The organism is Stenotrophomonas sp. G4 (assembly GCF_003428825.1).
GTDB lineage: Bacteria > Pseudomonadota > Gammaproteobacteria > Xanthomonadales > Xanthomonadaceae > Stenotrophomonas > Stenotrophomonas indicatrix.
Genome location: NZ_CP031741.1, coordinates 713,213 through 738,775 on the forward strand (window position 1 = coordinate 713,213; position 25,563 = coordinate 738,775).

At 66.0% G+C, this 25,563-nt stretch carries 22 protein-coding genes and 1 riboswitch; of the genes, 12 read left to right on the plus strand and 10 right to left on the minus strand.

From position 1 onward, the window contains the following. Positions 1-24: 24 nt before the first annotated feature. The 3 genes from D0Y85_RS03135 to ettA all read right to left on the minus strand — a co-directional run bounded on the left by D0Y85_RS03135 (position 25) and on the right by ettA (position 4,004). A complete protein-coding gene (locus D0Y85_RS03135) occupies positions 25-1,341 on the minus strand; it encodes an NCS2 family permease (RefSeq protein ID WP_025876668.1) in 1,317 nt (438 codons plus the stop codon). Positions 1,342-1,404: 63 nt separating this feature from the next. After that, positions 1,405-2,094 (minus strand): outer membrane beta-barrel protein, encoded by a 690-nt coding sequence (locus D0Y85_RS03140; RefSeq protein WP_117309514.1) that lies wholly within the window; start codon positions 2,092-2,094, stop codon positions 1,405-1,407. A 245-nt stretch (positions 2,095-2,339) separates the two neighbouring features. Beyond that, positions 2,340-4,004 (minus strand): energy-dependent translational throttle protein EttA, encoded by a 1,665-nt coding sequence (ettA, locus tag D0Y85_RS03145; protein ID WP_117309515.1) that lies wholly within the window; start codon positions 4,002-4,004, stop codon positions 2,340-2,342. 253 nt (positions 4,005-4,257) lie between these two features. On the opposite strand from ettA, the gene D0Y85_RS03150 reads away from it, so the two are divergent. The 6 genes from D0Y85_RS03150 (at position 4,258) to ribD (ending at position 8,948) form a co-directional block, all read left to right on the plus strand. Beyond that, the gene (locus D0Y85_RS03150) at positions 4,258-4,734 is read left to right on the plus strand and encodes an RcnB family protein (protein ID WP_049469467.1); all 477 of its coding nucleotides are present in this window, start codon (positions 4,258-4,260) and stop codon (positions 4,732-4,734) included. Positions 4,735-4,917: 183 nt separating this feature from the next. Continuing rightward, complete coding sequence (gene glyA / locus D0Y85_RS03155) at positions 4,918-6,171, plus strand: serine hydroxymethyltransferase (protein WP_025876660.1); 1,254 nt, start codon at positions 4,918-4,920, stop codon at positions 6,169-6,171. A 67-nt stretch (positions 6,172-6,238) separates the two neighbouring features. Then, positions 6,239-6,658, plus strand: coding sequence for a hypothetical protein (locus tag D0Y85_RS03160; protein ID WP_117309516.1), 420 nt, complete (start codon positions 6,239-6,241; stop codon positions 6,656-6,658). A 30-nt stretch (positions 6,659-6,688) separates the two neighbouring features. After that, the gene (locus D0Y85_RS03165) at positions 6,689-7,132 is read left to right on the plus strand and encodes a hypothetical protein (RefSeq protein ID WP_117309517.1); all 444 of its coding nucleotides are present in this window, start codon (positions 6,689-6,691) and stop codon (positions 7,130-7,132) included. A gap of 94 nt (positions 7,133-7,226) precedes the next feature. Beyond that, positions 7,227-7,748 (plus strand): transcriptional regulator NrdR, encoded by a 522-nt coding sequence (gene nrdR / locus D0Y85_RS03170; RefSeq protein ID WP_025876654.1) that lies wholly within the window; start codon positions 7,227-7,229, stop codon positions 7,746-7,748. Between the two features lie 114 nt (positions 7,749-7,862). Continuing rightward, positions 7,863-8,948 (plus strand): bifunctional diaminohydroxyphosphoribosylaminopyrimidine deaminase/5-amino-6-(5-phosphoribosylamino)uracil reductase RibD, encoded by a 1,086-nt coding sequence (ribD, locus tag D0Y85_RS03175; RefSeq protein ID WP_117309518.1) that lies wholly within the window; start codon positions 7,863-7,865, stop codon positions 8,946-8,948. A gap of 64 nt (positions 8,949-9,012) precedes the next feature. Here the strand turns inward: ribD and D0Y85_RS03180 are convergent, their stop codons facing one another. From D0Y85_RS03180 to D0Y85_RS03190, 3 genes are all read right to left on the minus strand, one after another. After that, on the minus strand, positions 9,013-9,645 hold the full coding sequence (locus tag D0Y85_RS03180) for a hypothetical protein (protein ID WP_117309519.1): 633 nt from the start codon (positions 9,643-9,645) through the stop codon (positions 9,013-9,015). Beyond that, complete coding sequence (locus tag D0Y85_RS03185; protein WP_117309520.1) at positions 9,632-10,513, minus strand: hypothetical protein; 882 nt, start codon at positions 10,511-10,513, stop codon at positions 9,632-9,634. Before D0Y85_RS03185 ends, D0Y85_RS03180 begins: the two co-directional genes overlap by 14 nt. A gap of 149 nt (positions 10,514-10,662) precedes the next feature. Then, complete coding sequence (locus D0Y85_RS03190; protein WP_117309521.1) at positions 10,663-11,286, minus strand: hypothetical protein; 624 nt, start codon at positions 11,284-11,286, stop codon at positions 10,663-10,665. Positions 11,287-11,522: 236 nt separating this feature from the next. Beyond that, positions 11,523-11,669, plus strand: a riboswitch (FMN riboswitch). Between the two features lie 77 nt (positions 11,670-11,746). On the opposite strand from D0Y85_RS03190, the gene D0Y85_RS03195 reads away from it, so the two are divergent. The 5 genes from D0Y85_RS03195 (at position 11,747) to thiL (ending at position 15,713) form a co-directional block, all read left to right on the plus strand. Next, positions 11,747-12,349: a riboflavin synthase gene (locus D0Y85_RS03195; RefSeq protein ID WP_117309522.1), complete on the plus strand. Its 603-nt coding sequence runs from the start codon at positions 11,747-11,749 to the stop codon at positions 12,347-12,349. After that, a complete protein-coding gene (gene ribB / locus D0Y85_RS03200; RefSeq protein WP_025876641.1) occupies positions 12,346-13,446 on the plus strand; it encodes a 3,4-dihydroxy-2-butanone-4-phosphate synthase in 1,101 nt (366 codons plus the stop codon). Before D0Y85_RS03195 ends, ribB begins: the two co-directional genes overlap by 4 nt. Before the next feature lie 240 nt (positions 13,447-13,686). After that, a complete protein-coding gene (gene ribH, locus D0Y85_RS03205) occupies positions 13,687-14,154 on the plus strand; it encodes a 6,7-dimethyl-8-ribityllumazine synthase (protein WP_025876639.1) in 468 nt (155 codons plus the stop codon). Next, complete coding sequence (nusB, locus tag D0Y85_RS03210) at positions 14,151-14,630, plus strand: transcription antitermination factor NusB (RefSeq protein ID WP_093818893.1); 480 nt, start codon at positions 14,151-14,153, stop codon at positions 14,628-14,630. The genes ribH and nusB overlap by 4 nt, the downstream gene beginning before the upstream one ends. Before the next feature lie 120 nt (positions 14,631-14,750). Then, the gene (thiL, locus tag D0Y85_RS03215; protein ID WP_051562411.1) at positions 14,751-15,713 is read left to right on the plus strand and encodes a thiamine-phosphate kinase; all 963 of its coding nucleotides are present in this window, start codon (positions 14,751-14,753) and stop codon (positions 15,711-15,713) included. A gap of 157 nt (positions 15,714-15,870) precedes the next feature. Here thiL and D0Y85_RS03220 read toward each other — a convergent pair whose 3' ends face one another. The 4 genes from D0Y85_RS03220 to D0Y85_RS03230 all read right to left on the minus strand — a co-directional run bounded on the left by D0Y85_RS03220 (position 15,871) and on the right by D0Y85_RS03230 (position 21,779). After that, positions 15,871-16,281, minus strand: coding sequence for a hypothetical protein (locus D0Y85_RS03220; RefSeq protein ID WP_032978965.1), 411 nt, complete (start codon positions 16,279-16,281; stop codon positions 15,871-15,873). 458 nt (positions 16,282-16,739) lie between these two features. Further along, positions 16,740-18,548 (minus strand): autotransporter outer membrane beta-barrel domain-containing protein, encoded by a 1,809-nt coding sequence (locus D0Y85_RS03225; RefSeq protein WP_240329328.1) that lies wholly within the window; start codon positions 18,546-18,548, stop codon positions 16,740-16,742. Positions 18,549-19,449: 901 nt separating this feature from the next. Next, on the minus strand, positions 19,450-20,142 hold the full coding sequence (locus tag D0Y85_RS20835) for an autotransporter outer membrane beta-barrel domain-containing protein (protein WP_240329331.1): 693 nt from the start codon (positions 20,140-20,142) through the stop codon (positions 19,450-19,452). Then, positions 20,109-21,779 (minus strand): autotransporter outer membrane beta-barrel domain-containing protein, encoded by a 1,671-nt coding sequence (locus tag D0Y85_RS03230; RefSeq protein WP_240329334.1) that lies wholly within the window; start codon positions 21,777-21,779, stop codon positions 20,109-20,111. Before D0Y85_RS03230 ends, D0Y85_RS20835 begins: the two co-directional genes overlap by 34 nt. 418 nt (positions 21,780-22,197) lie before the next feature. On the opposite strand from D0Y85_RS03230, the gene D0Y85_RS03235 reads away from it, so the two are divergent. Further along, positions 22,198-25,422: an autotransporter outer membrane beta-barrel domain-containing protein gene (locus tag D0Y85_RS03235; protein ID WP_117309524.1), complete on the plus strand. Its 3,225-nt coding sequence runs from the start codon at positions 22,198-22,200 to the stop codon at positions 25,420-25,422. Positions 25,423-25,563 lie beyond the last annotated feature (141 nt).

Here is a 25,563-nt window from a genome sequence, read left to right on the forward strand (position 1 = left end):
CCCGGCGGGCCCTTCAACAGGCGATCACTCCAGCGCGTAACGCAGCACGAACAGCACCGCCACCAGCCACACCGCCGGGTGCACCTCGCGCCAGCGGCCGGTGCCGGCCTTCAGCGCGGCATAGGCAATGAAGCCGAACGCCAGGCCGTTGGCGATGGAATAGGTGAACGGCATCGCCAGCGCGCACAGCGCGGCGGGTACGGATTCGGTCAGGTCGCTCCAGTCCACTTCCACCAGTTCGCGCAGCATCAGTCCGGCCACGAACAGCAGCGCCGGCGCGGTGGCATAGCCGGGCACCATCGCCGCCAGCGGCGAGAACAACAGCGCGGCCAGGAACAACGCAGCGACCACCAGTGCGGTCAAACCGGTACGGCCACCCACCTGTACGCCCGAGGCGCTTTCGGCGAAGGCGGTGGTACTGCTGGTGCCCAGCAGCGAGCCGGCCACAATCGCCGTGCTGTCGGCCAGCAGCGCGCGCCCGAACCGCTTCTGCGCACCCGGCAGTTTCAGCAGGCCGGCACGGCCGACCACGCCATACAACGTGCCGGTGGCATCGAACACTTCCACCAGCACGAACACCAGCACCACCTGCAGCAGCACGGCGATCGGCGCGCCGCCGTTGTGGTGCAGCAGGCCAGGCAGGTCCAGCTGCAGGAAGGTCGGCGCCAGGCTCGGCGGCAACGACACCAGCCCGTGGTACTGCAGATCGCCCAACGCCCAGCCGGCTGCGGTCACCGCCAAGATGCCGATCAGGATCGCACCGCGCACACGCCGCGCTTCCAGGATCGCAATCAGCAGGAAGCCGCCCAGTGCCAGCAGCGGCGGCGCAGTATTGAGCGGGCCCAGCGCGACCAGCGTGTCCTCGTTGCCGATGATCACCCCGGATTTCTGCAGCGCGATGATGGCCAGGAACAGGCCGATGCCGGCCACGATCGCCGACCGCAACGACGCCGGGATGCCCGACACCAGCCACGCGCGCACGCCGGTCAGCGACAGCACCAGGAACACCAGGCCGGAAATGAACACCGCCGCCAGCGCCTGCTGCCAGGGCAGGCCGGCCGCGCCGACCACGGTGAAGGCGAAGAACGCATTCAAGCCCATGCCCGGGGCCATGCCCACCGGGAAGTTGGCCGCCAGCGCCATCACCACCGAGCCCAGCGCCGCGGCCAGGCAGGTGGCCACGAACACCGCACCGGCGTCCATGCCGGTGGTGCCCAGGATCTCGGGATTGACGAAGACGATGTAGGACATCGTCAGGAAGGTGGTGACACCGGCCAGCAGTTCGGTGCGCACGGTGGTGCCGTGCTGCTGCAGCTGGAACAGGCGTTCGAACAGGGACATCGCAGATCTCTCGTACCTGCGCGCCCTGCCGCCCGAAGGACCGGCGGGTGCGTCGCCAGGCGGTTAGAAGTGGTAGTTCAACTTCAGCGTAACGCTGCTGTAGTTGGTATGGAAGCTGCGTCGCGCCGCAGCCGGGTAGTTGGGATCTTCCAGGTAAACCGGGCTGGAGCCCAGATGGGTGTAACGGTACTCCGCACCCGCCGAAAGCTGGTCGCTGAAGCGGTACAGCACGCCCGCGCCGACGTTCGCGCCGGTGGATACATGGGACGCGCGGGTTTCGAATTCGGCCACGCGGCAGCCATTGGTGGCCTCCACCAGCGACTTGTCGCAGCCCAGCGAAAACTCCTGGCGGGCCACGCTCACGCCGGCGCTGACGTACGGCAGCCACTGGCCCGCCGCGTAACCCAGCGTCAGGTTGACTGCGCCCGAACGGGTCACCGCATCCTTGCCGTAGTAAGGGCTGTACTGGTGGTTGTCGCGGTCCTTCCACTCCTGGGTGATGTTGCCGAAGGAAAGGGTGCCTTCGATCCCGGCAACTACATTGTTGTCGAACTGCCAGTTGCGGCCGACCTGCAGCCCGCCAGCGAAGCCACGGATGCTTTTTTCAGAGGCATTGGCGTTGCTGCGGTCCTGGCTGTGGCCTTCGCCATGGCTGGCATGGGCACCCAGGTAGATGCCTTCCCAGTTCGCCGGCGCGGCCGCGGCAGTGCCCGACAGCAGCAGCGCTGCCGTGGTGGAGATCAGTGCTTTCATGGTGTTTTCCTACGAGGGGGATGAATCGGGTGCGTAGGAAAACCGAAGCGTTGGGCCGGGAACATACAACGAGTTGCAAAGTACGGAGGATGCCGTGTGCGACAAGGAATCAACACTGCTTTACACGGGCAGCCTTCAGCCGGGTGGCGTTGAAGCGCGTCGCGAAGAGGCCAAAAGCGTCAATAAAAATCGATTGCGGCCCATGAAAGGCGAAAGGCCGCGCGAGCGCGGCCTTTCGTTCTTGCTTACTTCAGCGCCTTGAAGCGCAGGCGCTTCGGCGCAGCGTCGTCGCCCATGCGGCGGCGCTTGTCTTCCTCGTACTCGCGGTAGTTGCCCTGGAAGAACTCCACGTGCGAATCGCCTTCGAACGCCAGGATATGGGTCGCGATGCGATCCAGGAACCAGCGGTCATGCGAAATGACGAAGGTGTTGCCCGGGAACTCCAGCAGCGCATCTTCCAGCGCACGCAGGGTTTCGATGTCCAGGTCGTTGGACGGTTCGTCGAGCAGCAGCACGTTGCCACCCTGCAGCAGGGTCTTGGCCATGTGCAGGCGGCCACGCTCACCACCGGACAGCGAACCGACCATCTTCTGCTGGTCCTGGCCCTTGAAGTTGAAGCGGCCGATGTAGGCGCGCGACTGGATCTCGATGCCGTTGATGTTGAGGATGTCCAGGCCGCCCGCGATTTCCTGGAACACGCTGTGGTTGCCTTCCAGCGCGTCGCGGCTCTGGTCCACATAGGACAGCTGCACGGTCGGGCCGACCACGATCTCGCCGGTGTCCGGCTTTTCCTGGCCGGTGATCATCTTGAACAGGGTCGACTTACCGGCGCCGTTCGGGCCGATGATGCCGACGATGGCGCCCGAGGGCACCAGGAAGTTCAGGTTGTCGAACAGCAGGCGGTCGCCGAACTTCTTGGAGACGTTCTTGAATTCCATCACCGCCTGGCCCAGGCGCTCGCCCGGCGGGATGAAGATTTCATTGGTCTCGTTGCGCTTCTGGTAATCGACCGACTGCAGCTCTTCCAGGCGGGCCAGACGGGCCTTGCCCTTGGTGCGGCCGCCCTTGGCGTTCTGGCGCGACCACTCCAGTTCCTTCTGGATCGCCTTCTGGCGGGCCTTTTCCTGGTTGTCTTCCTGCTTCAGGCGCTCATCCTTCTGGGTCAGCCAGTCGGTGTAGTTGCCCTTCCACGGAATGCCGCGGCCACGGTCCAGTTCCAGGATCCATTCGGCGGCGTTGTCCAGGAAGTAGCGATCATGGGTGACCGCCACGACGGTGCCGGTGTAGCGCGCCAGGAACTGTTCCAGCCATTCCACCGACTCGGCGTCGAGGTGGTTGGTCGGTTCGTCGAGCAGCAGCATGTCCGGCTTCTGCAGCAGCAGGCGGCACAGCGCCACGCGGCGCTTTTCACCACCGGACAGCTTGCCGACGATGGCATCCCACGGCGGCAGGCGCAGCGCATCGGCAGCTACGTCCAGCTGGTTTTCCAGCGTGTGCGCATCACCGGCGGCGAGGATCGCCTCCAGGCGCTCCTGTTCCTTGGCCAGCGCGTCGAAATCGGCGCCTTCTTCGGCATAAGCGGCGTAGACCGCGTCCAGCGCAGCCTGTGCCTGCAACACCTCGCCCACGCCTTCCTCCACCGCTTCACGCACGGTCTTGGTCGGGTCCAGTTCCGGTTCCTGTGCCAGGTAGCCGACCTTGATGCCCGGCTGCGGGCGGGCTTCGCCCTCGAAATCGGTGTCCACGCCGGCCATGATCTTCAGCACGGTGGACTTGCCGGCACCGTTCAGGCCCAGCAGGCCGATCTTCGCGCCCGGGAAGAAGGACAGCGAGATGTCCTTGATGATCTGCCGCTTGGGCGGGACCACCTTGGACACGCGGTTCATGGTGTAGATGTATTGCGAGGACATGAGGTCTCCGTAGGCGCGACCCTGCGCCCGGTCCGTCACGGGGAACTTCCCGTTGCGGCAGCGGGCACAGACTGAATGGAATACCCCCAATTATAGCCGGAACCGGTTCCGCCCCGTGCTGGGCGCAGCGCCCGGGGCTGGCCGAGGACTGAATGGGCCGTCACAGTCCCGCAACGGGAAGCGTTTCCAGCCGGAAACCGTTCAGATCGAATGCGCAATATGGGCTCACCACCCACCCCAGCAGAGGTCTCCCATGCACATCCATCGACTCATGGCCGGCGCCGTGGCCTCTGTACTGGCGCTGGGCGCCATCGCCCCGGCCTTTGCCGACAACGACCACCGTGGTCGCGACCACGACCGCCGTGAATGGCGCGAAGATCGCCGCGAGTGGCGCCACGACCGTCGCGACTGGGAACGCGACCGCCGCGAAGCGCGCCGCGACTACCGCCACGACCGCCGCTACGACCATGGCTACTACCGCCCGGCACCGCCGCCGCCGCGCGTGGTCTACAGCCCGGGCTACCGGCCCGGCTATGGCTATGGCTGGCAGCGCGGCCACCGCTACCGTGATTACTACCGCGGCCCGATCTACGTGGTGAACGACTACCCGCGCTACCACCTGCGCCGCCCGCCGTACGGCCACCACTGGATCCGCGATGACCGCGGCAACATGCTGCTGGTGGCCGTGGCAACCGGCATCATCGCCGACTACATCATCAACAACCGTTGATGCAGCGCCGGGGTCGGAAACCTTTCCGCAGGAAAGGGCTCTGACCCCACAGCGCCATTCGAAACCATACGGGGCCGGATTCGTTCGTCGAATCCGGCCCCGGTCGTTTCGGCCCCAGCAGGCCGGGCGGGGCTACAATTGAGGGCTGAGCCGCACCCCTTTCCCCGCCTGCTGGAGTACCCGATGTTCCCGCGTGACGTCCGCATCGAAACCTACGATCCCGAACTGGCCAAGGCCATCGCCGCTGAGACCCAGCGCCAGGAAGACCACGTCGAGCTGATCGCCAGCGAGAACTACACCAGCCCGGCGGTGATGGAAGCCCAGGGCAGCCAGCTGACCAACAAGTACGCCGAAGGCTACCCGGGCAAGCGCTACTACGGCGGCTGCGAATACGTGGACATCGCCGAACAGCTGGCGATCGACCGCCTCAAGCAGCTGTTCGATGCGGACTACGCCAACGTGCAGCCGCACAGCGGCTCGCAGGCCAACCAGGCCGTGTACTTCGCGCTGCTGCAGCCGGGCGACACCATCCTCGGCATGAGCCTGGCCCACGGCGGCCACCTCACCCACGGTGCCAAGGTCAACGCCTCGGGCAAGCTGTTCAACGCCGTGCAGTACGGCGTCAACGACCAGGGCCTGATCGATTACGACGAAGTCGAGCGCCTGGCCCTGGAGCACAAGCCGAAGATGGTCGTGGCCGGTTTCTCGGCCTACTCGCAGGTGATCGACTGGGCGCGCTTCCGCGCCATCGCCGACAAGGTCGGTGCCTACCTGTTCGTCGACATGGCGCACGTCGCCGGCCTGGTTGCTGCTGGCGTCTACCCGAGCCCGCTGGAACATGCGCACGTGGTCACCTCGACCACCCACAAGACCCTGCGCGGCCCGCGCGGCGGCATCATCGTCGCCAAGGGCGCCGACGAAGACCTGGTCAAGAAGCTGCAGTCGATCGTGTTCCCGGGCATCCAGGGTGGCCCGCTGATGCACGTCATCGCCGGCAAGGCCGTAGCCTTCAAGGAAGCGCTGGAGCCGGGCTTCAAGACCTACCAGCAGCAGGTGGTGAAGAACGCGCAGGCGATGGCCAACACGCTCATCGCACGCGGCTACAAGATCGTCTCCGGCGGCACCCAGAACCACCTGATGCTGGTCGACATGATCGGCAAGGACGTGTCCGGCAAGGACGCGGAAGCCGCACTGGGCAAGGCCCATATCACCGTCAACAAGAACTCGGTGCCGAACGACCCGCGTTCGCCGTTCGTGACCTCTGGCCTGCGCCTGGGCACCCCGGCGGTGACCACCCGCGGTTACCTGGAACAGGACTGCGTGGATCTGGCCAACTGGATCGCCGACGTGCTCGACGCCCCGGCCGATGAGGCCGTGATCGCCCGCGTGCGTGATGCGGTCAGCGCGCAGTGCCGCAAGTACCCGGTCTACGGTTGACCGGGCACTGGGGTCGGAGCCCTTCCCTGCGGGAAAGGCTCTGACCCCGGCACCGGAGTACCCGCGCATGGATGAGCGCCGCCTCAGGTATCTCTATGCAGCCTTGGCTGTGCTCTTCGGCCTGCCCAGCCTGGTAGGCGGCGGGGCCGCAGCGATGCTGCTGCTGTTGATGGGCCTGGGCCAGTTTGGTCACGGCACCCTGGCATCGGTGACGCTGATGCCGCTGTGGGGCCTGGCCGGCATGGCCGGCTGCCTGGCCTGGCTGTGGCTCAGTGCGGGTTACCTGATGCACGGACGTGCCGGCCTTCGGGTGCGGCCGGTCTGGTGGTGGATGTTGCTGGCCGGAGGTCTGGCCGCCTTGCCGCCGCTGGGGCTGGCGGCGTGGTGGAGCGTCACGGTTCACGCCGAAGGCTTCGGACTGCTGCTGCTGGGGCCGTCGATGCTGGTGCCGGCCGCCATGCTGCTGTGGCTGCGACCACGCACGTGAAGCAAGCAGCCAGCAAGGAGATTCGAACGCATGGATGAGCGCCTGCACAAACGCCTCTACATCGCCCAATGCCTGCTGCTGGGGTTGCCCGCGCTGGTGGCCGGTGGCGGCGTCGCCGGCTTCGGCATCTACACCTTCCTGACCCGCCACGGCCTGATGCACGGCGACGAAGGTGCGGTGCTGTTGCTGTGGGCGCTGGCGGGTGTGATCGGCTTGCTGGCCTGGTTGTGGCTCAGCATCTGCTACCTGCGGCTAGGGCGCGATGGCCTGCGGCACACCGCCCGTATTCTCTGGATCGGCTTGGCGCTTGGCGCGATGGCCGCGCTGGCGGTGATCGGCGTGGTGCTTTTCAGCTTGTTTGCCGGCAGCCCCTGGCAGGTACTGGGCTATCTGGTACTGGGCGTGCCGCTGCTGGTGCCGGCTGCGCATCTGGTGTGGTTGCGTCGCGCTCCGGGCCTTGCCGGACAAGGCTGATTGCCGCCTGCATTTGCTGCAAAACCCCTTCTCAGGTACCTTTGCGACGCTACCACGACCGTGGCAGCAGGTATTTCCCTGAGCCAGGCGTTCAATGCATTGCCCTTTCTGCCAGCATGCCGATACACGGGTCATCGACTCGCGCGTCTCCGAAGACGGCGCGACGATTCGCCGTCGGCGTGAGTGCGAGGCGTGCAACGAACGCTTCAGCACGCTGGAAACCGTTGAACTGAAGCTGCCGGCCATCGTCAAGAGCGATGGCACCCGCGAAGCCTTCGATGCCCGCAAGGTCCGCGCCGGCTTTGACCGCGCGCTGCAGAAGCGTGCGGTGCCGGAAGAGAAGATCGAGGCGGCGGTGCGCGCAGTGGTGCACCAGCTGCGCATCAGCGGCGAACGCGAAGTGCCGTCGATCAAAGTGGGCGAGTTCGTGATGAACGAACTGCGCAAGCTTGACCATGTCGGTTATGTGCGTTTCGCCTCGGTCTATCGCAGCTTTGAGGATGTCGCCGATTTCCGCGAGGAAATCGAGAAGCTCGAACGCGACCTGCCTTCCAGCACCGAGCAACTGCAACTGCTGGGCGATGTGATCGCCCTGACCAAGAAAAAGAAGGGCTGACGGCCTTTGCATCGGTAGCTGCCAACCTTGGTTGGCGCCGTACTGCCCATCAACGCATGACGTGGATCTACTGGGCCTTGGCTGGCATCGTGCTGACGGCGGTACCATGGCGGCATGAGCACATCGTTCACCGTCCTTGACCACCTGCACATGGCTACCGCACTGCGGCTAGCCGAGCGCGGTGCCTACACCACCCGTCCCAATCCGATGGTTGGCTGTGTGATCGCCCATGGCGAGCGCGTGGTCGGGCAGGGTTGGCACCAGCGTGCTGGCGGCCCGCATGCCGAAGTGTTCGCCCTGCGCGAAGCCGGCAGCGACGCGCGTGGTGCCACCGCCTACGTCACCCTGGAACCGTGCGCGCATTACGGACGCACGCCACCCTGCGCATTGGCACTGATCGATGCCGGTGTGTCGCGCGTTGTTGCCGCGATGCGCGACCCGTTCCCGAAAGTCGATGGCGGTGGTTTCGACCTGCTGCGCGACGCCGGCATCGAGGTCGCCGAGGGCTTGATGGCCGCGCAGGCGCGCGAACTCAACAAAGGCTTCCTGTCGCGCGTGGAGCGCGGTCGTCCGTGGTTGCGGGTGAAACTGGCCGCCAGCCTCGATGGCCGTACCGCGATGGCCGACGGCAGCTCGAAGTGGATCACCGGCCCCGCCGCTCGCGAGGATGTGCAGCACTGGCGCGCGCGCGCTGGCGCGATCCTCACCGGCGCCGACACCGTCATCGCCGACGACCCGATGCTGACCGTGCGCCTGGCTGACACTGAAGTCATGCCGCCACTGCGCGTCGTCCTCGATTCCCGCCTGCGCTCGCTGGAATGCAGCCGTGTGCGCGAGGGTGGGGCGCCCACGCTGTACCTGCACGATGCAATGGTCAGTCCGCCCGACGCCGCCGACGCGGCCTTTGCCAGCGTAGCCGTCCGCCACGGTCGCCTTGATCTGGGCGCGGTGTTGGCACTGCTGGCCGAGCGCGGCATCAACGAGGTGCACACCGAAGCCGGTGCAACGCTGGCCGGCGCGCTGGTGCGTGGTGGCTGGGTGGACGAACTGCTGATGTACCAGGCGCCAACACTGCTGGGCGACAGCGGCCGCCCGTTGCTGGCCGACCTCGGCATCGAGGTGATGGACCAACAGCGCCGCCTGCGCGTGGTCGACCAGCGCCAGGTGGGTGAGGATCTGCGGTTGCTGCTGCGGCCATGAAAAAAGGGTCGGAGGGGATCAAGTCGTTTGTGGCAAGAACGACTTGATCCCCTCCGTCCCCTTTTCAGTTCGGCGGGTGCTCGTTCCACTCGAAGAACGGCAGGAACGCATCGGCCAGTTCGCCCATCAGCGGCGACGGGTTCTGTACGCGCCAAGCGCCGCCGTCATGATCGCGCTCGAAGGACACGGTGATGATCCTTTCCCGGTCCGGTGCCGTCGCGATCATCTGCGTATACGCCGTAGCCAGTTCGCTCGCCATCTGCGGTGGATGTGGTCCGTTGAATGGCACCGGGTGCTGCCGATAGACGGGCAGGAGGGCCGTCAGGTCCGGCAGGTGGCAACGGTAGTCAACATCGGCAATGTCTGCCTGCGGATGATGCACGCTGCCGACACTGCAACGCACCGATGTCTGGCGCCTGCGCAGGGCCGCGGCGGCCTGCGGCCAATCGGCCATTTCAGGCGCCTGGTCCAGATGGCTTACGCTCGCCAGCGCCGCCGCGATCGCCGGGCCCTTGGCTGTACCCAGATAGCGGCCCAGCTCGGCCTGGGCGGCGGTATCGCCGTGCACGATCACCTGTGCGTACAGCTCGAACACGTGTCCGGGCGTGGGCACAGGCGGCGCCGCCTGTGCCGCAGCAGGGGCCAGCAATGCAGCCAGCCCCAGTCGCTTCAGCGCAGTGAACTCACGCGCACGCATCGGTCCACATCATCTCGGCCATCGGACGCAGTGCCTTGCACTCCTGCGTCATTTCCTCGGCCGACATCACCTGCGTCTTGGCCTTCAACTCTTCGGTCATCGCCTCCACACCGCTGATCTGGTCCGGTGCGATCTTCGCCACGCAGCTGCGGTGCTGCTGCAGCAGCAGATCGCAGGCCGGCACGCCGGTCACCTTCGGTGCCTTGGCTGCTTCAACGTCCTGCATCCAGCCATCGAACGGCGCCAGCGCATCCAGCACCGGGCCCACCAGATCATCGAAGTTGCTGCTGTACCAGTAGGCCTTGTCCTTGGCGGTGTACAAGGTGAGGGTGCCGGTCACGGCCTTGCGCGGGCCACTCTGCAGGGCCTGGGTATAGGCCTCGGTGAAGCGCGCGCGCGGAGCCTTGTCCTCACCCGTCAGGCTGGCCAGGAACAACGGCTGCACGCTGCCCAGGTCGGCCAGCTGGCAGCTGAAATCGACCTTGGCGATCTTCTGGTCGTCCACGAATTCGTTGTCTTCCACCGTGCTGCGCGTGGCACGGCACTGCGAGGCCTTCAGCGCCTTGGCGTACATCGCTTCCGCCGCTGCCGGATCGCCCTTCACTCCGGCCACGTCCAGCACGATCTGCCACGGCTCGGCCAACGCCTGGGCCATCATGCCCGGCACCGGCGTTACCGAGTCCTGGCCGTCGAAGGCCGGCTTCAATGCATCGTTGAGCGTGCGCGTGGCGGCGGCATCGTCTTCCAGCAATGCGCGTGCGTACAGATCGAAGGTCTGTTCGGGGCTCAGCTGCGCCGGGGCGGCTGCGGCGAACAACGGGGCGCACAGCAGTGCGGTGGCCAGCAGGCGGCGGATCGGGGTCTTCATGACGGTGTTCCTGTTCCAGAGGGCGGCAAGCCTAGCGCAATTGCCATTGCATTCGATGGCGTGCCGCAGCCAAGCGTATTGCGCGCGACGGCCAACAAAAAACGGGCCCCTCGCGGAGCCCGTTCGATCGCACGACGAGGATCGGGCAATCAGAAGCTGGCGCGCACGCCGGCCGAGTACTGGGTGACGTCGCGGTAGCCGGAGATTTCGCCCACCAGGCCCCAGGTCTCGGTGAAGTTGATCTGGCCACCAACGGTGCCGACCCAGGTGCCCTTGAATTCATTGCCACCGTCCATGTAACCGGCCTTGATCCAGGCTTCGGTCATGCGCGAGGGCTTGCCACGCACGCCCATGGTGGCGCGCACCAGATTGGTGTGGTCCTTGAAGCGATCGGTGCCCAGACCGTCGTAGCGATCGGTCACTTCGGCGCTCTGGCGCACCCAGGCGATGTCGGCGGTATAGTCGACGCGGTCGCTCCACGGCATGTGGTAGCCGATGCCCAGTTCCGGCTGGTCCAGTTCAAGCTTGAGCGAGCCGTCGGTATAGCGATAGGTCTTGCTGGTGCGCGACCAGCCGCCGAAGACATGTACCTGTTCGGCCAGTGCGAACGAGCCACGCACGTAGCCGCCATCGACCTTCGGATCATCCAGGTTGTTGTCGTCAACCTTGACCTGGGTCCAGCCGCCTTCAACGTAGGTGTAGCTCAGGGCATCGGCGGAGGCCGAGAACGGAGCAGCGGCCAGCAGGGTGGCCACGATCAGGATCTTGCGCATGGGAATTCCTGTGAATATCAGTCCATTGGCGGTCCACCTGTGCGGCAGCCCGTGGCGACCTCATGTCGTCCGACGGCCGAGTTTAATGAAAGTTTTACGAAAGGCCAGACGCTGGCGACTTGCCTCTGCCATAGCGCGAAGTCGGTCACAACTGACAACTGAACGGTGGCCCGCCCAGACGGTCCCGGCCCCGCGAGCGGGGCTGCTACAATGCCCGCGCCGGTTCGCCGGTATACAAACGTCTTCAGGGCGGGGTGCAATTCCCCACCGGCGGTAGGTGCGAAAGCACGAGCCCGCGAGCGCCCCGGCCTACCCGCCGGGGGTCAGCAGATCCGGTCCAATGCCGGAGCCGACGGTCATAGTCCGGATGAAAGAAGACGGTGCCACAGGGCCTTTGCAGCCCTGCGCCCGCCTGTTTGCCTTGCGGCGTTTTTCGCTCACTTTTCGCGGAGAACGTTACTTGTTTACTGGAATCATCGAAGGCGTCGGCCGTCTGGCCGCACGCGAATCCATCGGCGGCGATGTCCGCTTCACCTTCAATGTCGGCAACCTGCCGTTCGACAACGTGCAGATGGGCGAGAGCATCGCCATCAACGGCGTCTGCCTCACCGTCATCGCGTTCGACGCCGGCAGCTTCCAGGCCGATGCGTCCACCGAGACCCTGGGCCTGACCACGCTGGGCCAGCTGTCCGAAGGTGCGGTCATCAACCTCGAGCGTGCCATGCGCCCGACCGACCGCCTTGGCGGCCATCTGGTCAGCGGCCACGTCGACGGCCTCGGCCAGGTCCTGTCCATCCATGAAGATGCGCGTGCCCAGCGCTGGCGTTTCGCCGCGCCGGCCGCCCTGCGCCGTTACATCGCCAAGAAGGGCTCGATCTGCGTGGACGGTGTCAGCCTCACCGTCAACGAAGTGGACGACGAAGGCTTTGAAGTGGCGCTGATCCCGCACACCGTGGCCAATACCGCGTTCTCCGCCACCGGCGTGGGCAGCGCGGTGAACCTGGAAATCGACCTGGTGGCTCGTTATGTCGAGCGGTTGTTGGGTGAAGGAGCCCGCGCATGAACTTCGCCCCGATTCCCGACATCCTGGAAGACATCCGCCTCGGCCGCATGGTGGTCATCGTCGATGACGAAGACCGCGAGAACGAAGGCGACCTGATCATGGCCGCCGAGCTGGTCAAGGCCAGCGACATCAACTTCATGGTCACCCATGGCCGCGGCCTGGTGTGCCTGCCGCTTACCCGCACACGCGCCGCCGACCTCGGCCTGGCGCCGATGGTGCAGGCCAATACCGCGCAGTTCCAGACCAACTTCACTGTCAGCATCGAAGCGGCCGAGGGCGTGACCACCGGCATCTCGGCACACGACCGCGCGCATACCATCCGCACCGCGGTGAAGCCCAATGCCAAGCCGTCGGACCTGCACCAGCCGGGCCACATCTTCCCGCTGATCGCCCAGCCCGGTGGCGTGCTGACCCGCGCCGGCCATACCGAAGCCGGCGTCGACCTGGCCATGCTGGCCGGGCTGGAACCGGCCGGCGTGCTGGTGGAGATCCTCAACCCGGACGGCAGCATGGCGCGCCGCCCGGAGCTGGAAGTGTTCGCCCGCGAGCACGGCCTGAAGATGGGCTCCATTGCCGACCTGATCGCCTATCGCCTGGCCACCGAAAAGACTGTCGAGCGCGTGGACGAGCGTGATATCGACACCGAGTTCGGTCCGTTCAAGCTGGTCACCTACCGCGACCGCATCGCCCACGACCTGCATTTCGCCCTGGTCCGCGGCACTCCGGATGCGGACACGCCCACCCTGGTGCGCGTGCAGGTGGAAAACCCGCTGGCCGACCTGCTGCACTGGCGCCGTGATGACTTCGGCGTGGCGGCCACCGATGCCCTGCGCGCGATCGCCGCGGAAGGCAGCGGCGTGATGGTGGTGCTGTCGGCCCCGCGCGACGGCGAAGCGCTGTTGGCCCGCCTGCGCCAGCAGCCGGCGCCGGTGGTGCCGGGCAAGGACAAGGACGTGGGCCAGTGGCGCCGCAACGGTGCTGGTGCGCAGATCCTGTCCGACCTGGGCCTGGGCAAGCTGCGCGTGCTGGGCACGCCCCGCCGCCAGGTCGGCTTGGCCGGCTATGGCCTGGAAGTGGTGGAGACGGTTACCCCGTGACCGCTTCGCCGGCCGCCCCATGACCGGTAGTGCCGGCCGCTGGCCGGCAACCGCGGTAATGCTGGCCACCCGATAACCGGTAGTGCCGGCCGCTGGCCGGCAACCTCAGGGAACTGCAGTTGCCGGCCAGCGGCCGACACTACCCGGGGTGTAGAGCCAGCGGTTGGCACACGGGGGCAGCAGCCACGGCCGGGGCCCATCCACGGTAGAATTACCCCTTAATCGAATCCCAAGCCGCATATGAGCCACTACGAAGGCGATCTTCGCACTCCCGAATCGGCGCGCTTCGCCATCCTGGCCAGCCGCTGGAACGCCCGCATCACCGATGTGCTGGTCGCTGGCGCCCGCCAGAGCCTGGCCGGCAACGGCATTGCCGAAGCCAACATCGACGTGATCCGCGTGCCGGGTGCCTGGGAGCTGCCGCTGGTCGCCGCGCGCCTGGCCGCCGCCCACGAACACGCCGCCATCCTCACCCTGGGCTGCGTGATCCGTGGCGACACCCGCCACTACGAACACGTGGCCGACCGCTGTGCCGAAGGCCTGATGCGCGTCCAGCTGGACTTCGGCGTGCCGGTGCTGAACGGCGTGCTGGCCGTGGAGCGCGTGGAAGATGCCGAGGCCCGCGCAGGCGGCAGCCACGGCAACAAGGGCGAGGAAGTCGCACTCGCCGCATTGGAAATGGTCAACCTTCTGGAGCAGCTGCCATGAACAAGAACACCCAGGGCAAGCCCTCCGGTAAACCCGTCCGCCGCGATGGCATCGATCCGGTGCTGCGCTCGCGCGCGCGCCGTCGTGCCGTGCAGGCCATCTATGCCTGGCAGATCTCCGGCGGCAACGCACAGTCGCTGATCGCCCAGTTCGCCCACGAACAGGCCCGCGAAATCGCCGACCTGGCGTACTTCGAAGCGCTGGTGCATGGCGTGCTCGACAACCGTCGCGACATCGACGAAGCCTTCGGCCCGTACCTGGACCGTGGCATCGACGAAGTGGACGCGATCGAACGCGCGGTGCTGCGCCTGGCCGGTTACGAACTGCGTTACCGCCTGGACGTGCCGTACCGCGTGGTGATCAACGAAGCCATCGAATCGGCCAAGCGCTTCGGTTCCGAACATGGCCACACCTACGTCAACGGCGTGCTGGATCGTGCCGCCGTGGAATGGCGCAAGGTCGAATCGGGTCACTGACCCACCTGTGGGAATGCCGGCCGCTGGCCGGCAACTGCAGGGATTCTGAGGTTGCCGGCCAGCGGCCGGCACTACCGCCCACCGCGCACGGCGCGGCACGTACAAACGCGGGAGCGCCCCATGTCCCTGGCCGAATTCGCCCTCATCGACCGTATCCGCGCCCGCACCGTCGAGCGCGACGACATCGTGCTCGGCATCGGCGATGACGCCGCGCTGCTGCAGCCGCGCCCGAACGAGCAACTGGTGGTCACCGCCGACACGCTCAACAGCGGCGTGCATTTCCCGGCCGAGACCCCGGCGTTCGACATCGGCTGGAAGACGCTGGCCGTCAACCTGTCCGACCTGGCGGCGATGGGCGCGCGCCCGGCCTGGTGCACGCTGGCGCTGTCGCTGCCCGAGGCCAGCGAAGACTGGATCGATGCCTTCGCCGATGGCTTTTTCGCCCTGGCCGACCAGCACGACATCGCCCTGATCGGCGGTGACACCACGCGTGGCCCGCTGTCGCTGTCGGTGACCGCGATGGGCCAGGTATCCCGCGGCCAGGCCCTGCGTCGTGATCGCGCACAGATTGGCGATGACATCTGGGTCAGCGGCACCCTCGGCGATGCTGCCGGTGCCCTGCGCCTGTGGCAGCAGGGCGCATTGAACGTCACCGCCGCCACCCTGCTGGCCGACTACGAAACCCTGCGCCTGCGTCTGCTGCGTCCCACCCCGCGCGTCACCCTGGGCCTGCGCCTGCGTGCATTCGCGCATGCCGCCGTGGACATCTCCGATGGCCTGCTGGCCGACCTGGGCCACATCGCCGCACGCAGCGGTGTGCGCGCCGAAGTCGACGCCGATGCATTGCCGATGTCGTCGGCACTGCGCGAACTGCTCGGCCGTGATGGCGCCCGTGACTGCGCGCTGCACGGCGGCGACGACTACGAACTGTGCTTCACCGCCGCCGCCGACCAGCGCGACGCGCTGCACTACGTGGCCGAATCGCTGGACGTGCCGATCACCCGCATCGGCCGCATCATGGAAGGGCAGGGCGTGCACACCGAAGGCCACGACGGCCCGAGCGGATACGAGCATTTCGCCTGACACACGAGAACGCCGGGCATGGCCCGGCGCTACCGCGTTGTCCTGGTGGGTGCCAACCTTGGTTGGCACGCCGTCTCGTCCTGCATATGGCCTTGCGGCCATGCCAACCAAGGTTGGCAGCTACCAAGGGCAGGGCCGGCGCGTGCGGCAGCCCTGCTTACGCCACCCGCAACTGCACATCCACATACTCGGCCAGCCCACGGCAGGCCAGCAGCAAGCCTTCGCGCACGTCATCGCCCACCTGCTGGTCGGCATCGCCGTCCACGCGTACGCGCTCGATGGCGTGCAGCAGTTCCAGCAGCAAGGTCAGCCCGGCATTGGCGCGGTCGATGCGTGCCATCGCGAAGCCAAAGCACTGCTTGCGTCCTTTGTCCGGCCACGGCTGGCCATCGGCGGCGTCCACGTGGCGGATGCGCTGCAGGCAGCCGAGCAGGGTGATGCCTTCGTCGGCGTGGGCGCGCATCGTGCTGCCCAGTGTGGTTTCCAGTGCTTTTGCCAAATCATCTGGCAGGCGCTCGACGGCGTCGCCGAGTGTGGCGAACAGATAGGGATAGAGCGAAGAAGTCATGGCGGCGTCCTTGAGTGTGATGCAAGGGGCCGCCCTCGCATTGGGCGAGGGCGGCGGACGATGCGTGGTTGCAATACCGGGGACAAGTGTGAAACGCCGGCGGGCACGAGGCCCCCACGCACCGCCCGCCATAGGGCACGGACGGATTGCCTGCCGACGCCGCTCAACAAGGAAAGAGCGACGCCGACAGGCAAGCGTAAACAACACACTCATCCAACGGGATTGCAAGCCCGTGCCACCCGTTGTCGGTGGCGCGCCATGATGTGCATGCAGGTGCTGCTATACCAATCAGAAAAGTTTCAATTTCGAAAACATTGCAGACGCATATCGAACGCGCTGCGCGAAGCCGAGCACGCCTGCGCGTGCCAGTTGCGACATTTGTTGTGGAGCCGAGCGCATGCTCGGCGCTACAGAAAGCAGAACGGCGCCGGATCTCTCCGGCGCCGTTCGTGTTTACATCACCACTTGTAAGCAACGCTCAGGTTCGCCGTCGCTTCGCGATAGCCGCTGTCACCGCGCATCACCCCAAACCCGCCCCACGCACTGAACCCGGAACGGAAGTCCACGCGCGCACCCGCGCTCAGTTCATAGCGGTTGCGCGGGATGCCGGCCTTCAACACTTCGTCGTCGAAGGCGATGCCATTACCGGCACCATCGCGGTACCAGTTGGCCGCCAGATACGGGCTGACCGAGGCACCGGCGGCGCTGCGGCCTTCACCCTGCAGGCGCAGGCCTGCACGACCGGACAGGCCGCTGTTGCCCGCTGCACGCACCACGGTGCCGTTGGTTTCGGTATGCACGTCGGTCTTTGCATCGGTGTACACCAGCTGCAGTTCCGGCTGCAGGCTCAGCGCCGTGCTGCCGATCTGTCCGATGTTGAAGCGGTAACCGGCTTCCAGTGACGACTGCCAGATATCCGAGTCGTAACGCTCCTCGGCCAGGCCTTCACCCTGCACGCGATTGCGGAACTGGCCGCGCTGCACGCTGGCGTCCACATACAGCGCATCGGTGCTCCAGTTGCCGTACACGCCCAGTGCGCCGCCTTCCACCTTGCCGCGCGCGCTGAAACCAGTCACGTCCGAACGCGAGGTGGCGCTGGACTGCGCAACGGTGCCCATCACACCCACGCGACCACGACCGTCATCGAACACGCCCACGTCCGCCCCCAGCTGCAGGCGCGAGCGGTCCACGCGCAGGTCGAGCTGGTCATCCACCGCACCGAGCTTGCTCTGCGTAGCGTCCACCCGGGCCCAGCCGCGAATACCATCCGCCGCTGCGGCGCCGCCCTGGCGGTCGCGCCAGCCGTGGCGCAGCAGCTGGTCCAGCGCGAACTGGTTGGCCAGGTACGCGCCGGCTTCCGGGCGCAGTACCGGCGGCGGCGGATCCACCGGGTCCACCGGATCGATCGGCGTGCACTCGGGCAGGGTGGGATCGACCACGCACGGGTCCGGGCCGGCGCCGGTCTGCGAGCGCAGGTACCAATTGCCGTTGGCGTCCTTTACCAGGAAGTACTCGTACTGCCCGCCCACGGCGCGGCCGACCAGGTCGAACTGCGCGTTGGACGCACCACCGATATCGATCAGCTCGATGCCGCGGTCGGTCTTCGCACCGGCACCGCCGGCATTGAGCACACGCACGTTGGCCTGGCCGTTGGCGTCGCCGGCGATCACCAGCTTGTCGGTCAGCGAGCTGTCATCGCCCAGGTGCGTGTTGAACAGCAGGGTGCCGCCCGTGCCGTCGAAGCTGTCGACGGTAAGGGTATTGAAGGTGCTGGCATTGCCCAGTGCCACGGTGCCGGTGCTGCCCAACGCGAGGTGGCCGAGGTTGCTGTCGCCGGTCATCAGCCAGGTGCTGTCGCTGTCGATGCTGGCACTGGTGACGTTGATGAAGCGGCCGTCGATCTGCGCGCTGTTGCGCAGGGTGACGTCCAGCGTGGCATTGGTTGCCGTGGTCGGATCGAGGTGCACATTGCCGGCCAGGCGCGAGTCGTCAACGGTGAACTGGACATCGGTGCGGCTGGAAATAGGCCCGGCGAGACTGGATACGAGCAACAGATTGCCGTCGCCGCCAAGCAGCGTGGAGTTGTTGGCCACAAGGATGTTGTAGTCACTGGCAGTCAGCGGCATGACATGGATGGCGGCACCCTTGCCCGATTGGACGGTCGAGTTGTCGATACCCAGATCGGCGCTGCCGCCGACCGGATCGTAGGCCCATAGAAAGGCGCCTGCGTTCTCGCCGAAAATCCGCGAGCCGTTGACGAGGTCCATGCTGCCATACTGGACACGAACGCCATTGCCGGTATTGTAGGCGGGAACGGTAGGATCATTCGATGCCTCGACGTGTACCTGCATGGCATCCAGCAAAGCATATCCAGCGCGATCGCCAACACGCGCGATGATATCGACGCCTGCGGTTGGCGTGGGACCACCTGCAGTCCCAGCCGGCACCGTGATCTTTCCGCCGGTTAAGTGGGCTTGGCTGTTGCCTCCTTGCAGCGAGACGCTGCCGCCGTAGAAGTCAGTGCCGTTGCTGATGAGGCGCGCACCACCCGACAACGAGACCGTGTTTGCCCCTGTGCCTGTGCTGCTAACGCGACCGCCCTCCAAGGTCACCGTCGAGTCGCTGCCGGCGATGATCTGGTTCATCTGTGCGTTCTGCCCGATCAGGTTCGACCCATTGACCAGTGTCCATGCTTCTGCCGGGTCACCGGCAACGACGGTGGCGTTCTGATTGTCCAGGTCGCCCGCCTCGACAGAACCTGCTGCGAATGCGGTGATGGCCAGCAGTACGGCCTGGGCGAGGGGAAGGCGCGGATTGTCGCGGGAGTTATTGGCGTAGCACATGCGGCTGTCCTGTCAGATGGAAAAGGCTGGTGCAACTGCGCGCTTCCGGGTCTGCTTCTCGACATCGACGTTGGGTATAGGTCGAGAGCATGTGAATGAAAGATGAAATTGGTGGAATTGCGCTAGCGGATGTCTCTTATGGCCACATTTTCCTCATGCGCTTAGGCCAGCCCCATGCAATTTGTTGCAAAGCCACGGTCGGTGTGGTGCAGGTTCAGCCCCTGGACAGCAGCACGGCACGGGGCGGCACAAGGCGCTGTGCCGGTGGGTGATGGGCGTTGGACCGAAGAGCGGCCGAGCATGGCGCGGCGCTACAGAAAGCAGATCACCACATGTAAGCCACGCTCAGGTTCGCCGCCGCTTCGCGGTAGCCACTGTCACCGCGCATCACGCCAAACCCGCCCCACGCACTGAAACCGGAACGGAAGTCCACGCGCGCACCCGCGCTCAGTTCATAGCGGTTGCGCGGGATGCCTGCCTTCAGAACTTCATCGTCGAAGGCGATGCCATTACCGGCACCATCGCGGTACCAGTTGGCCGCCAGATACGGGCTGACCGAGGCACCCGCCGCCGAGTGGCCTTCACCCTGCAGGCGCAGGCCCGCGCGTCCGGACAGGCCACTGCCACCCAGTGCACGCACCACGGTGCCGTTGGTTTCGGTATGCACGTCGGTCTTTGCATCGGTGTACACCAGCTGCAGTTCCGGCTGCAGGCTCAGCGCGGTAGTGCCGATCTGGCCGATGTTGAAGCGATAGCCGGCTTCCAGCGACGACTGCCAGATGTCCGAGTCGTAACGCTCCTCGGCCAGGCCTTCACCCTGCACGCGGTTGCGGAACTGGCCGCGCTGCACGCTGGCATCCACGTACATGGCGTCGTTGGCCCAGTTGCCATACACGCCCAGTGCGCCACCTTCCACCTTGCCGCGCGCGCTGAAACCAGTCACGTCCGAACGCGAGGTGGCGCTGGACTGCGCAACGGTGCCCATCACACCCACGCGACCACGACCGTCATCGAACACGCCCACGTCCGCCCCAGCTGCAGGCGCGAACGATCCACGCGCAGGTCGAGCTGGTCATCCACCGCGCCGAGCTTGCTCTGCGTAGCGTCAACACGGGCCCAGCCGCGCACGCCGTCGGTGGCGGCGGTGCTGCCGCCCTGGCGGTCGCGGTAGGTGTGGCGCAGCATCTGGTCCAGCGCGAACTGGGTGGCCAGGTACGCGCCTGCTTCCGGACGCAGCACCGGCGGCGGCGGATCAATCGGATCCACCGGGTCCACCGGATCGATCGGCGTGCACTCGGGCAGGGTGGGGTCGACCACGCACGGGTCCGGGCCGGCACCGGTCTGCGAGCGCAGGTACCAGTTGCCGTTGGCATCCTTCACCAGAAAGTACTCGTACTGCCCGCCCACTGCACGGCCGACAAGGTCGAACTGCGCGTTGGACGCACCGCCGATATCGATCAGCTCGATGCCGCGGTCGGTCTTCGCACCGGCACCGCCGGCATTGAGCACGCGCACGTTGGCCTGGCCATTGGCATCGCCGTTGATGACCAGCTTGTCGGTGGCCGAGCTGTCATCGCCCAGGTGGGTGTTGAACAGCAGAGTGCCGCCCGAGCCATCGAAGCTGTCGACAGTAAGGGTATTGAACGTACTGGCATTGCCCAGTGCCACGGTGCCGGTGCTGCCCAGCGCGAGGTGGCCGACGTTGCTGTCGCCGGTCATCAGCCAGGTGCTGTCGCTGTCGATGCTGGCACTGGTGACGTTGATGAAGCGACCGTCGATCTGCGCCTTGTTGCGCAGGGTGACGTCCAGCGAGCCATTGGTGACGTTGACGGGATCAAACGTGAGATTGCCGATCAGGCGTGCATTGTCCACGTTGAAATACACGTGGCTGGCGCCCGGGGTGGCGCTACCGAAGCGAGAGTCCACCTGCAGCAGATTGCCATTGCCCGCAATCAGCTGCGCACCGTTTGCCACGGTGATGTCAAAGTCGGCCGCTTCGGCGGCGGCCACACGGATCGCGGCGCCGCGCCCTGATCGAATGGTCGAACCGTCAATGCCCAAGCGCACCGTGTCGGTTGTATAGGTTCTGCCATTCATCAACACGCCGACATTGTCGGCATCGATTTCCGAGCCGTTGACGACGTCGACCCGACCACTCTGCATGCGCACTCCCACGCCACTGGAAAAGTCGTCGCCGGCGGCCGTGTCTTCCACGCGTACGTAGGTGGAGTCCAGAATAGACCACGCGCCCGGCAGGGGGACGCCAGAGGGAGTGCCACCTATTGTCAGGCCGATGCTGAGCTGCTCGTCTGGCGGGTGACCATCGGCGGCGGTGACCAGAATGCGGCTACCGATCAGATGGGCTGACGCCTCGCCCTGTATGAGGATGCCAGCCCCGCGGAACGTGCTGTTTTCCGACTGCAGGATTGCAGTGCCATCCAGCTGGACAGCACGCTGCTGCGAACCACTGCGGTTGATGGTGGCGTTCTCCAGATGCACGAGCGAATCAGTGGAGCTGATGGCATCGGTCTGCCCGCCGATCACGTTCAATACCGATCCGTTACGCAGCTGCCATTCCTCCACGGGATCGCCGTCACGCACCACGGCGTACTCAAAATCCAGATCGCCGGCCCAGGTACTGGGCAGGGGCAACATGCAGAGCGCGAGGACTACGCAGTGTGCCAACGGATGCCGGCGGAAAGACGCGTTGCGGGTAGGCTCAGGGTTCATGGTCTTGCCCTCTGCAGAGATAATGGGACGGACACTGCATGACAACCGGAAACCCCTGTTCAGCGGGGTGACATATATTCCTGCGACTGGTGAAAAGTCTGTGAAGCAGGGGTCGTTTGCGAGTGCTTGTGTCTGAAATGGCCTCCAGTGTCGGTTCACGGCGAACGTGTTCCCATACAATTTGTTGCAAAGTCGCCTTGACAGTCGTGGCGGAAAGGGCATGCGTTCAGCTGAGCTCAGCGTGTACGGACTGCTGTCACAGCGAGCTGATCTTGCAACGCATTCGATGGTGTCGCGTGCAGCGTGCACCGAGCATGGCAGCCTGTTTTCCAGGAGATATGCCATGTTCGTTCTGCTTCCCCGTCGCCATGCCTTGGCATCGGCGCTCGGTCTGGCGCTTGCGTCCGCCGCGCCCGCACTTGCGCAGCAGGTCATTGCCGATGGAGATGAAAAGACGCCAGCGGCAGGTGACTACGCCACGACAGAACCGGTGGTGCCGGGTGATCCCGCGGGTTACGTGTTCCTTGCCCTCAACGGGGGAAGCATCGTTCCAACCGGACCGGTCAACCTGACTACCGAGGGGCAGCGTGCCGCCGCCGCACGCGCCGAAGGCACGGCCAGTCGCATCGAACTTCAGCAGGGCAGCGTGACCACCACCGGCTACGGTGCAGCAGGTCTGTCTGCTGCCAGCGGCGGACAGGTGCATGCCATCGGAACCCGTATCCAGACCCAGGGCACGGCGGCCAACGGTGCTGAAGCACTCGACGGCCACGTGGTTCTGGATCGCGCTCATATCACCACGACCGGTGGCCTGTCGCATGGTGTGTTCGTGCAGGATGGAAGCGCGCGCGTGGTCGACAGCGTGATCGAGGTCAATGCCGGCCAGTCCAATGGTCTGGAAGTGCGCGGCGGCAGCCTCAGCGCAGAGCGGACCCGGATCGAGGTGGGCGGCGGCGCGCATGGGCTCTGGGTGCAGGATGGTGGCGACGTTCACCTGCAATCGGTGCAGATCAACGGCGTGGGCGCCGGCGCCAGCGGGGTGCTGGCGGGCGTGGGAAACGTCGTACTGGAGGATGTGGACATCGATCTCACTCACGAGCGCTCGGGGGAAGGACTGTCCATCGGCGGCACGGTTGAAATGCGTGGGGGCAGTGTCCATGCACGTGGCAGCAATGCCAGCGCGGTCAGTTTCGCAACCAGCGGCGGCGGCAAGCTGTCGCTCGATGGCGTTGCGCTGTCTGGTCATTTCGGTATCAACATGACCGAGGGGTCTGAACTGACGATGCGCAACAGCCAGTTGCTCAGTGAGAGCACGGGCATCGACATCAACCAGCGCGACGGCGTGGCCAAGGTGGCGGGTTCGTCCATTACCACTCGCAATGGCGTGGGCATTCGGCTGATGAGCGACGGGGAGCTGGACGTGGAGGGTTCGGAGATCACCGCCGACGGTACTTACTGGCAGGCGATTTCGGTACTGGGTGGCACTGCACGGATCGCCAGCAGCCGATTGCGCACCCTCGGCCAGAACGGCCATGGCCTGTATGCCGAGGGCGGCGCCAGCGCTCGCCCGGTAGCGTCTGCAAGCGCAACCGACATCCTGACCGAAGGCCCCGGCGCCATCGGCGCCATCGCGCGCTTGGGCGGTACCGTGCACCTGGCCGACAGCGTGGTGCGCACCACTGGCGTCAACTCGCACGGCGTGTTGTCCGGTGGGGTCGGCGAAATGACGCTGACCAACACCCACGTTCGTACCGAAGGCGAAGGCGCGTGGGCGGCGGTGATCAATGACAACGGCCGCATGCGCATCGATGGTGGCTCGTTGGTCAGCGCGCAGCACGGTGGCGTGTGGCTGCGCAGCAGCCGTGAGCCGGGCCTGACCCTGTCCAACGGCGCGCTGGTATCCGCTGGCAACGGCATCGGCCTGGCACTGGATGCGGCGGTGGCAGGACGTTTCGACGTAGTGCTGGAGGAGCATTCGCAGTTGGTGGGCGACATCGTCATCACACCCGAGGATGAGGACGCCGGGCTGGTGCCGCAGTCCGATGTGCACATGCGCTTGGCTGGCGGCTCGTTGTGGCGGGGAGCGTCGGATCTGGTGCAGACCATGACGATCGAGGGCGCCAGCCAATGGACACTGGGCGCTGATGCCACCGTGGGCGAACTGCGCGTGCTCGACAGCGGGCTGGCATTGTCCGACGGCAGCGGCCGCTTCAACACGCTTACCGTGGGTGGCGACCTGCACAGCGAAGGTGCCACGTTCCTGTTCCAGGGCGCGCTGGCCGGCGATGACAGCGCGATCGATCGCCTGCATGTGCGAGGGGATACCTCGGGTGATGCAAGCATCGTGGTCAGGAACATCGGTGGTGTGGGTGCACCTACGGTGGATGGCATCCGGTTGATCGAAGTGGACGGTGCATCACTGGCGCGCTACGCGCTGGCCGGCCGTGCGGTGGGCGGCTCGTACGAGTACTTCCTGTTCCAGGGCGGCCTGGCCGATCCGTCGGATGGCAACTGGTACCTGCGTTCGCAGTGGTTCGATGTGTGCCAGGACGATCCGACGGCGCCGGGTTGTGCGGTTGATCCAGGCCCGGGCCCGGGTGAGGGCGGGGACGGTGGCGAGGGCGTGGGGCCGGTGGACCCGATCCGGCCGCCGCCGGTGCTGCGCCCGGAGGCCGGCGCCTACCTGGCCAATCAGTCGGCCACCATCAGCATGTTCGCCCACCGCATGCATGATCGCACCGGCGCCCTCGGCAGCGAGCGCACTGCGTGGGCGCGCACAGGTCGCAGCAACGCAGATTTCACCGCCGTCGGTGGCCAGCTGTCGGTGGACGGCAATACGTCGGTACTGCAGATCGGCAGTGATCTGCTGCGTCGGGGCAACGCGGCCTTTGGGGTGATGCTGGGCAGCGGCCGCGCCGACAACCGCGTCGTTTCGGATCTGACCGGCTACACCGCTACCGGCCGCGTGCGTGGCACTGCTCTGGGTGTTTATGGCACCTGGTTGCAGGATGGCGAGGGCACTCACGGCGCCTATGTGGATGCGAACGTGCAGTACGGCCGTTTCGACAATCGGGTGCAGGGCATCGGCCTGGAGCCGGAGCAGTACGATTCGCGCACGACCAGCGCGTCGCTGGAGGCCGGTTACACCTTCAATGTGTGGCAGGGGGAATCGAGCCAGCTGTACCTGCAGCCGCAGCTGCAGTTGTCGTACGTGGATTTCCGCGCCGACCGTCATGTGGAGCACAACGGCACGGTGATCGATCGTGCCGATGCCGGCGGACTGAACGGACGCGTGGGCGTGCGCGTGTTCGGTGGCGGCACTGCGGCGGGCAGCGTGGTGCAGCCCTACCTGGGCGTGAACTGGCTGCGTGGCAGCGGCACCAGCGCGTTGCAGTTCAACGGTGACACGCTGGGTGCGGATGTTCCGCGCAACCGCTACGAAGTACAGGCCGGTGCCGAGCTGAAGCTGGGCCAGCGCTGGAACGCATGGGGCGGCCTGAGCGTGCAGCGCGGTGACCATGCTTACCGCAACGTGGGCGGCCAGCTGGGCCTGCGCATGGCCTGGTAAGCCACGACGCCGGAGTCAGAGCCCATTGCATGGCAATGGGCTCTGGCCCCAGGCGATCTGGCTGCAGAGCCGCCGAGCATGGCTCGGCTCCACCATCGCGCTGAGCTGGGATCGGACATGAACGATGTCCACGTCTGTCGC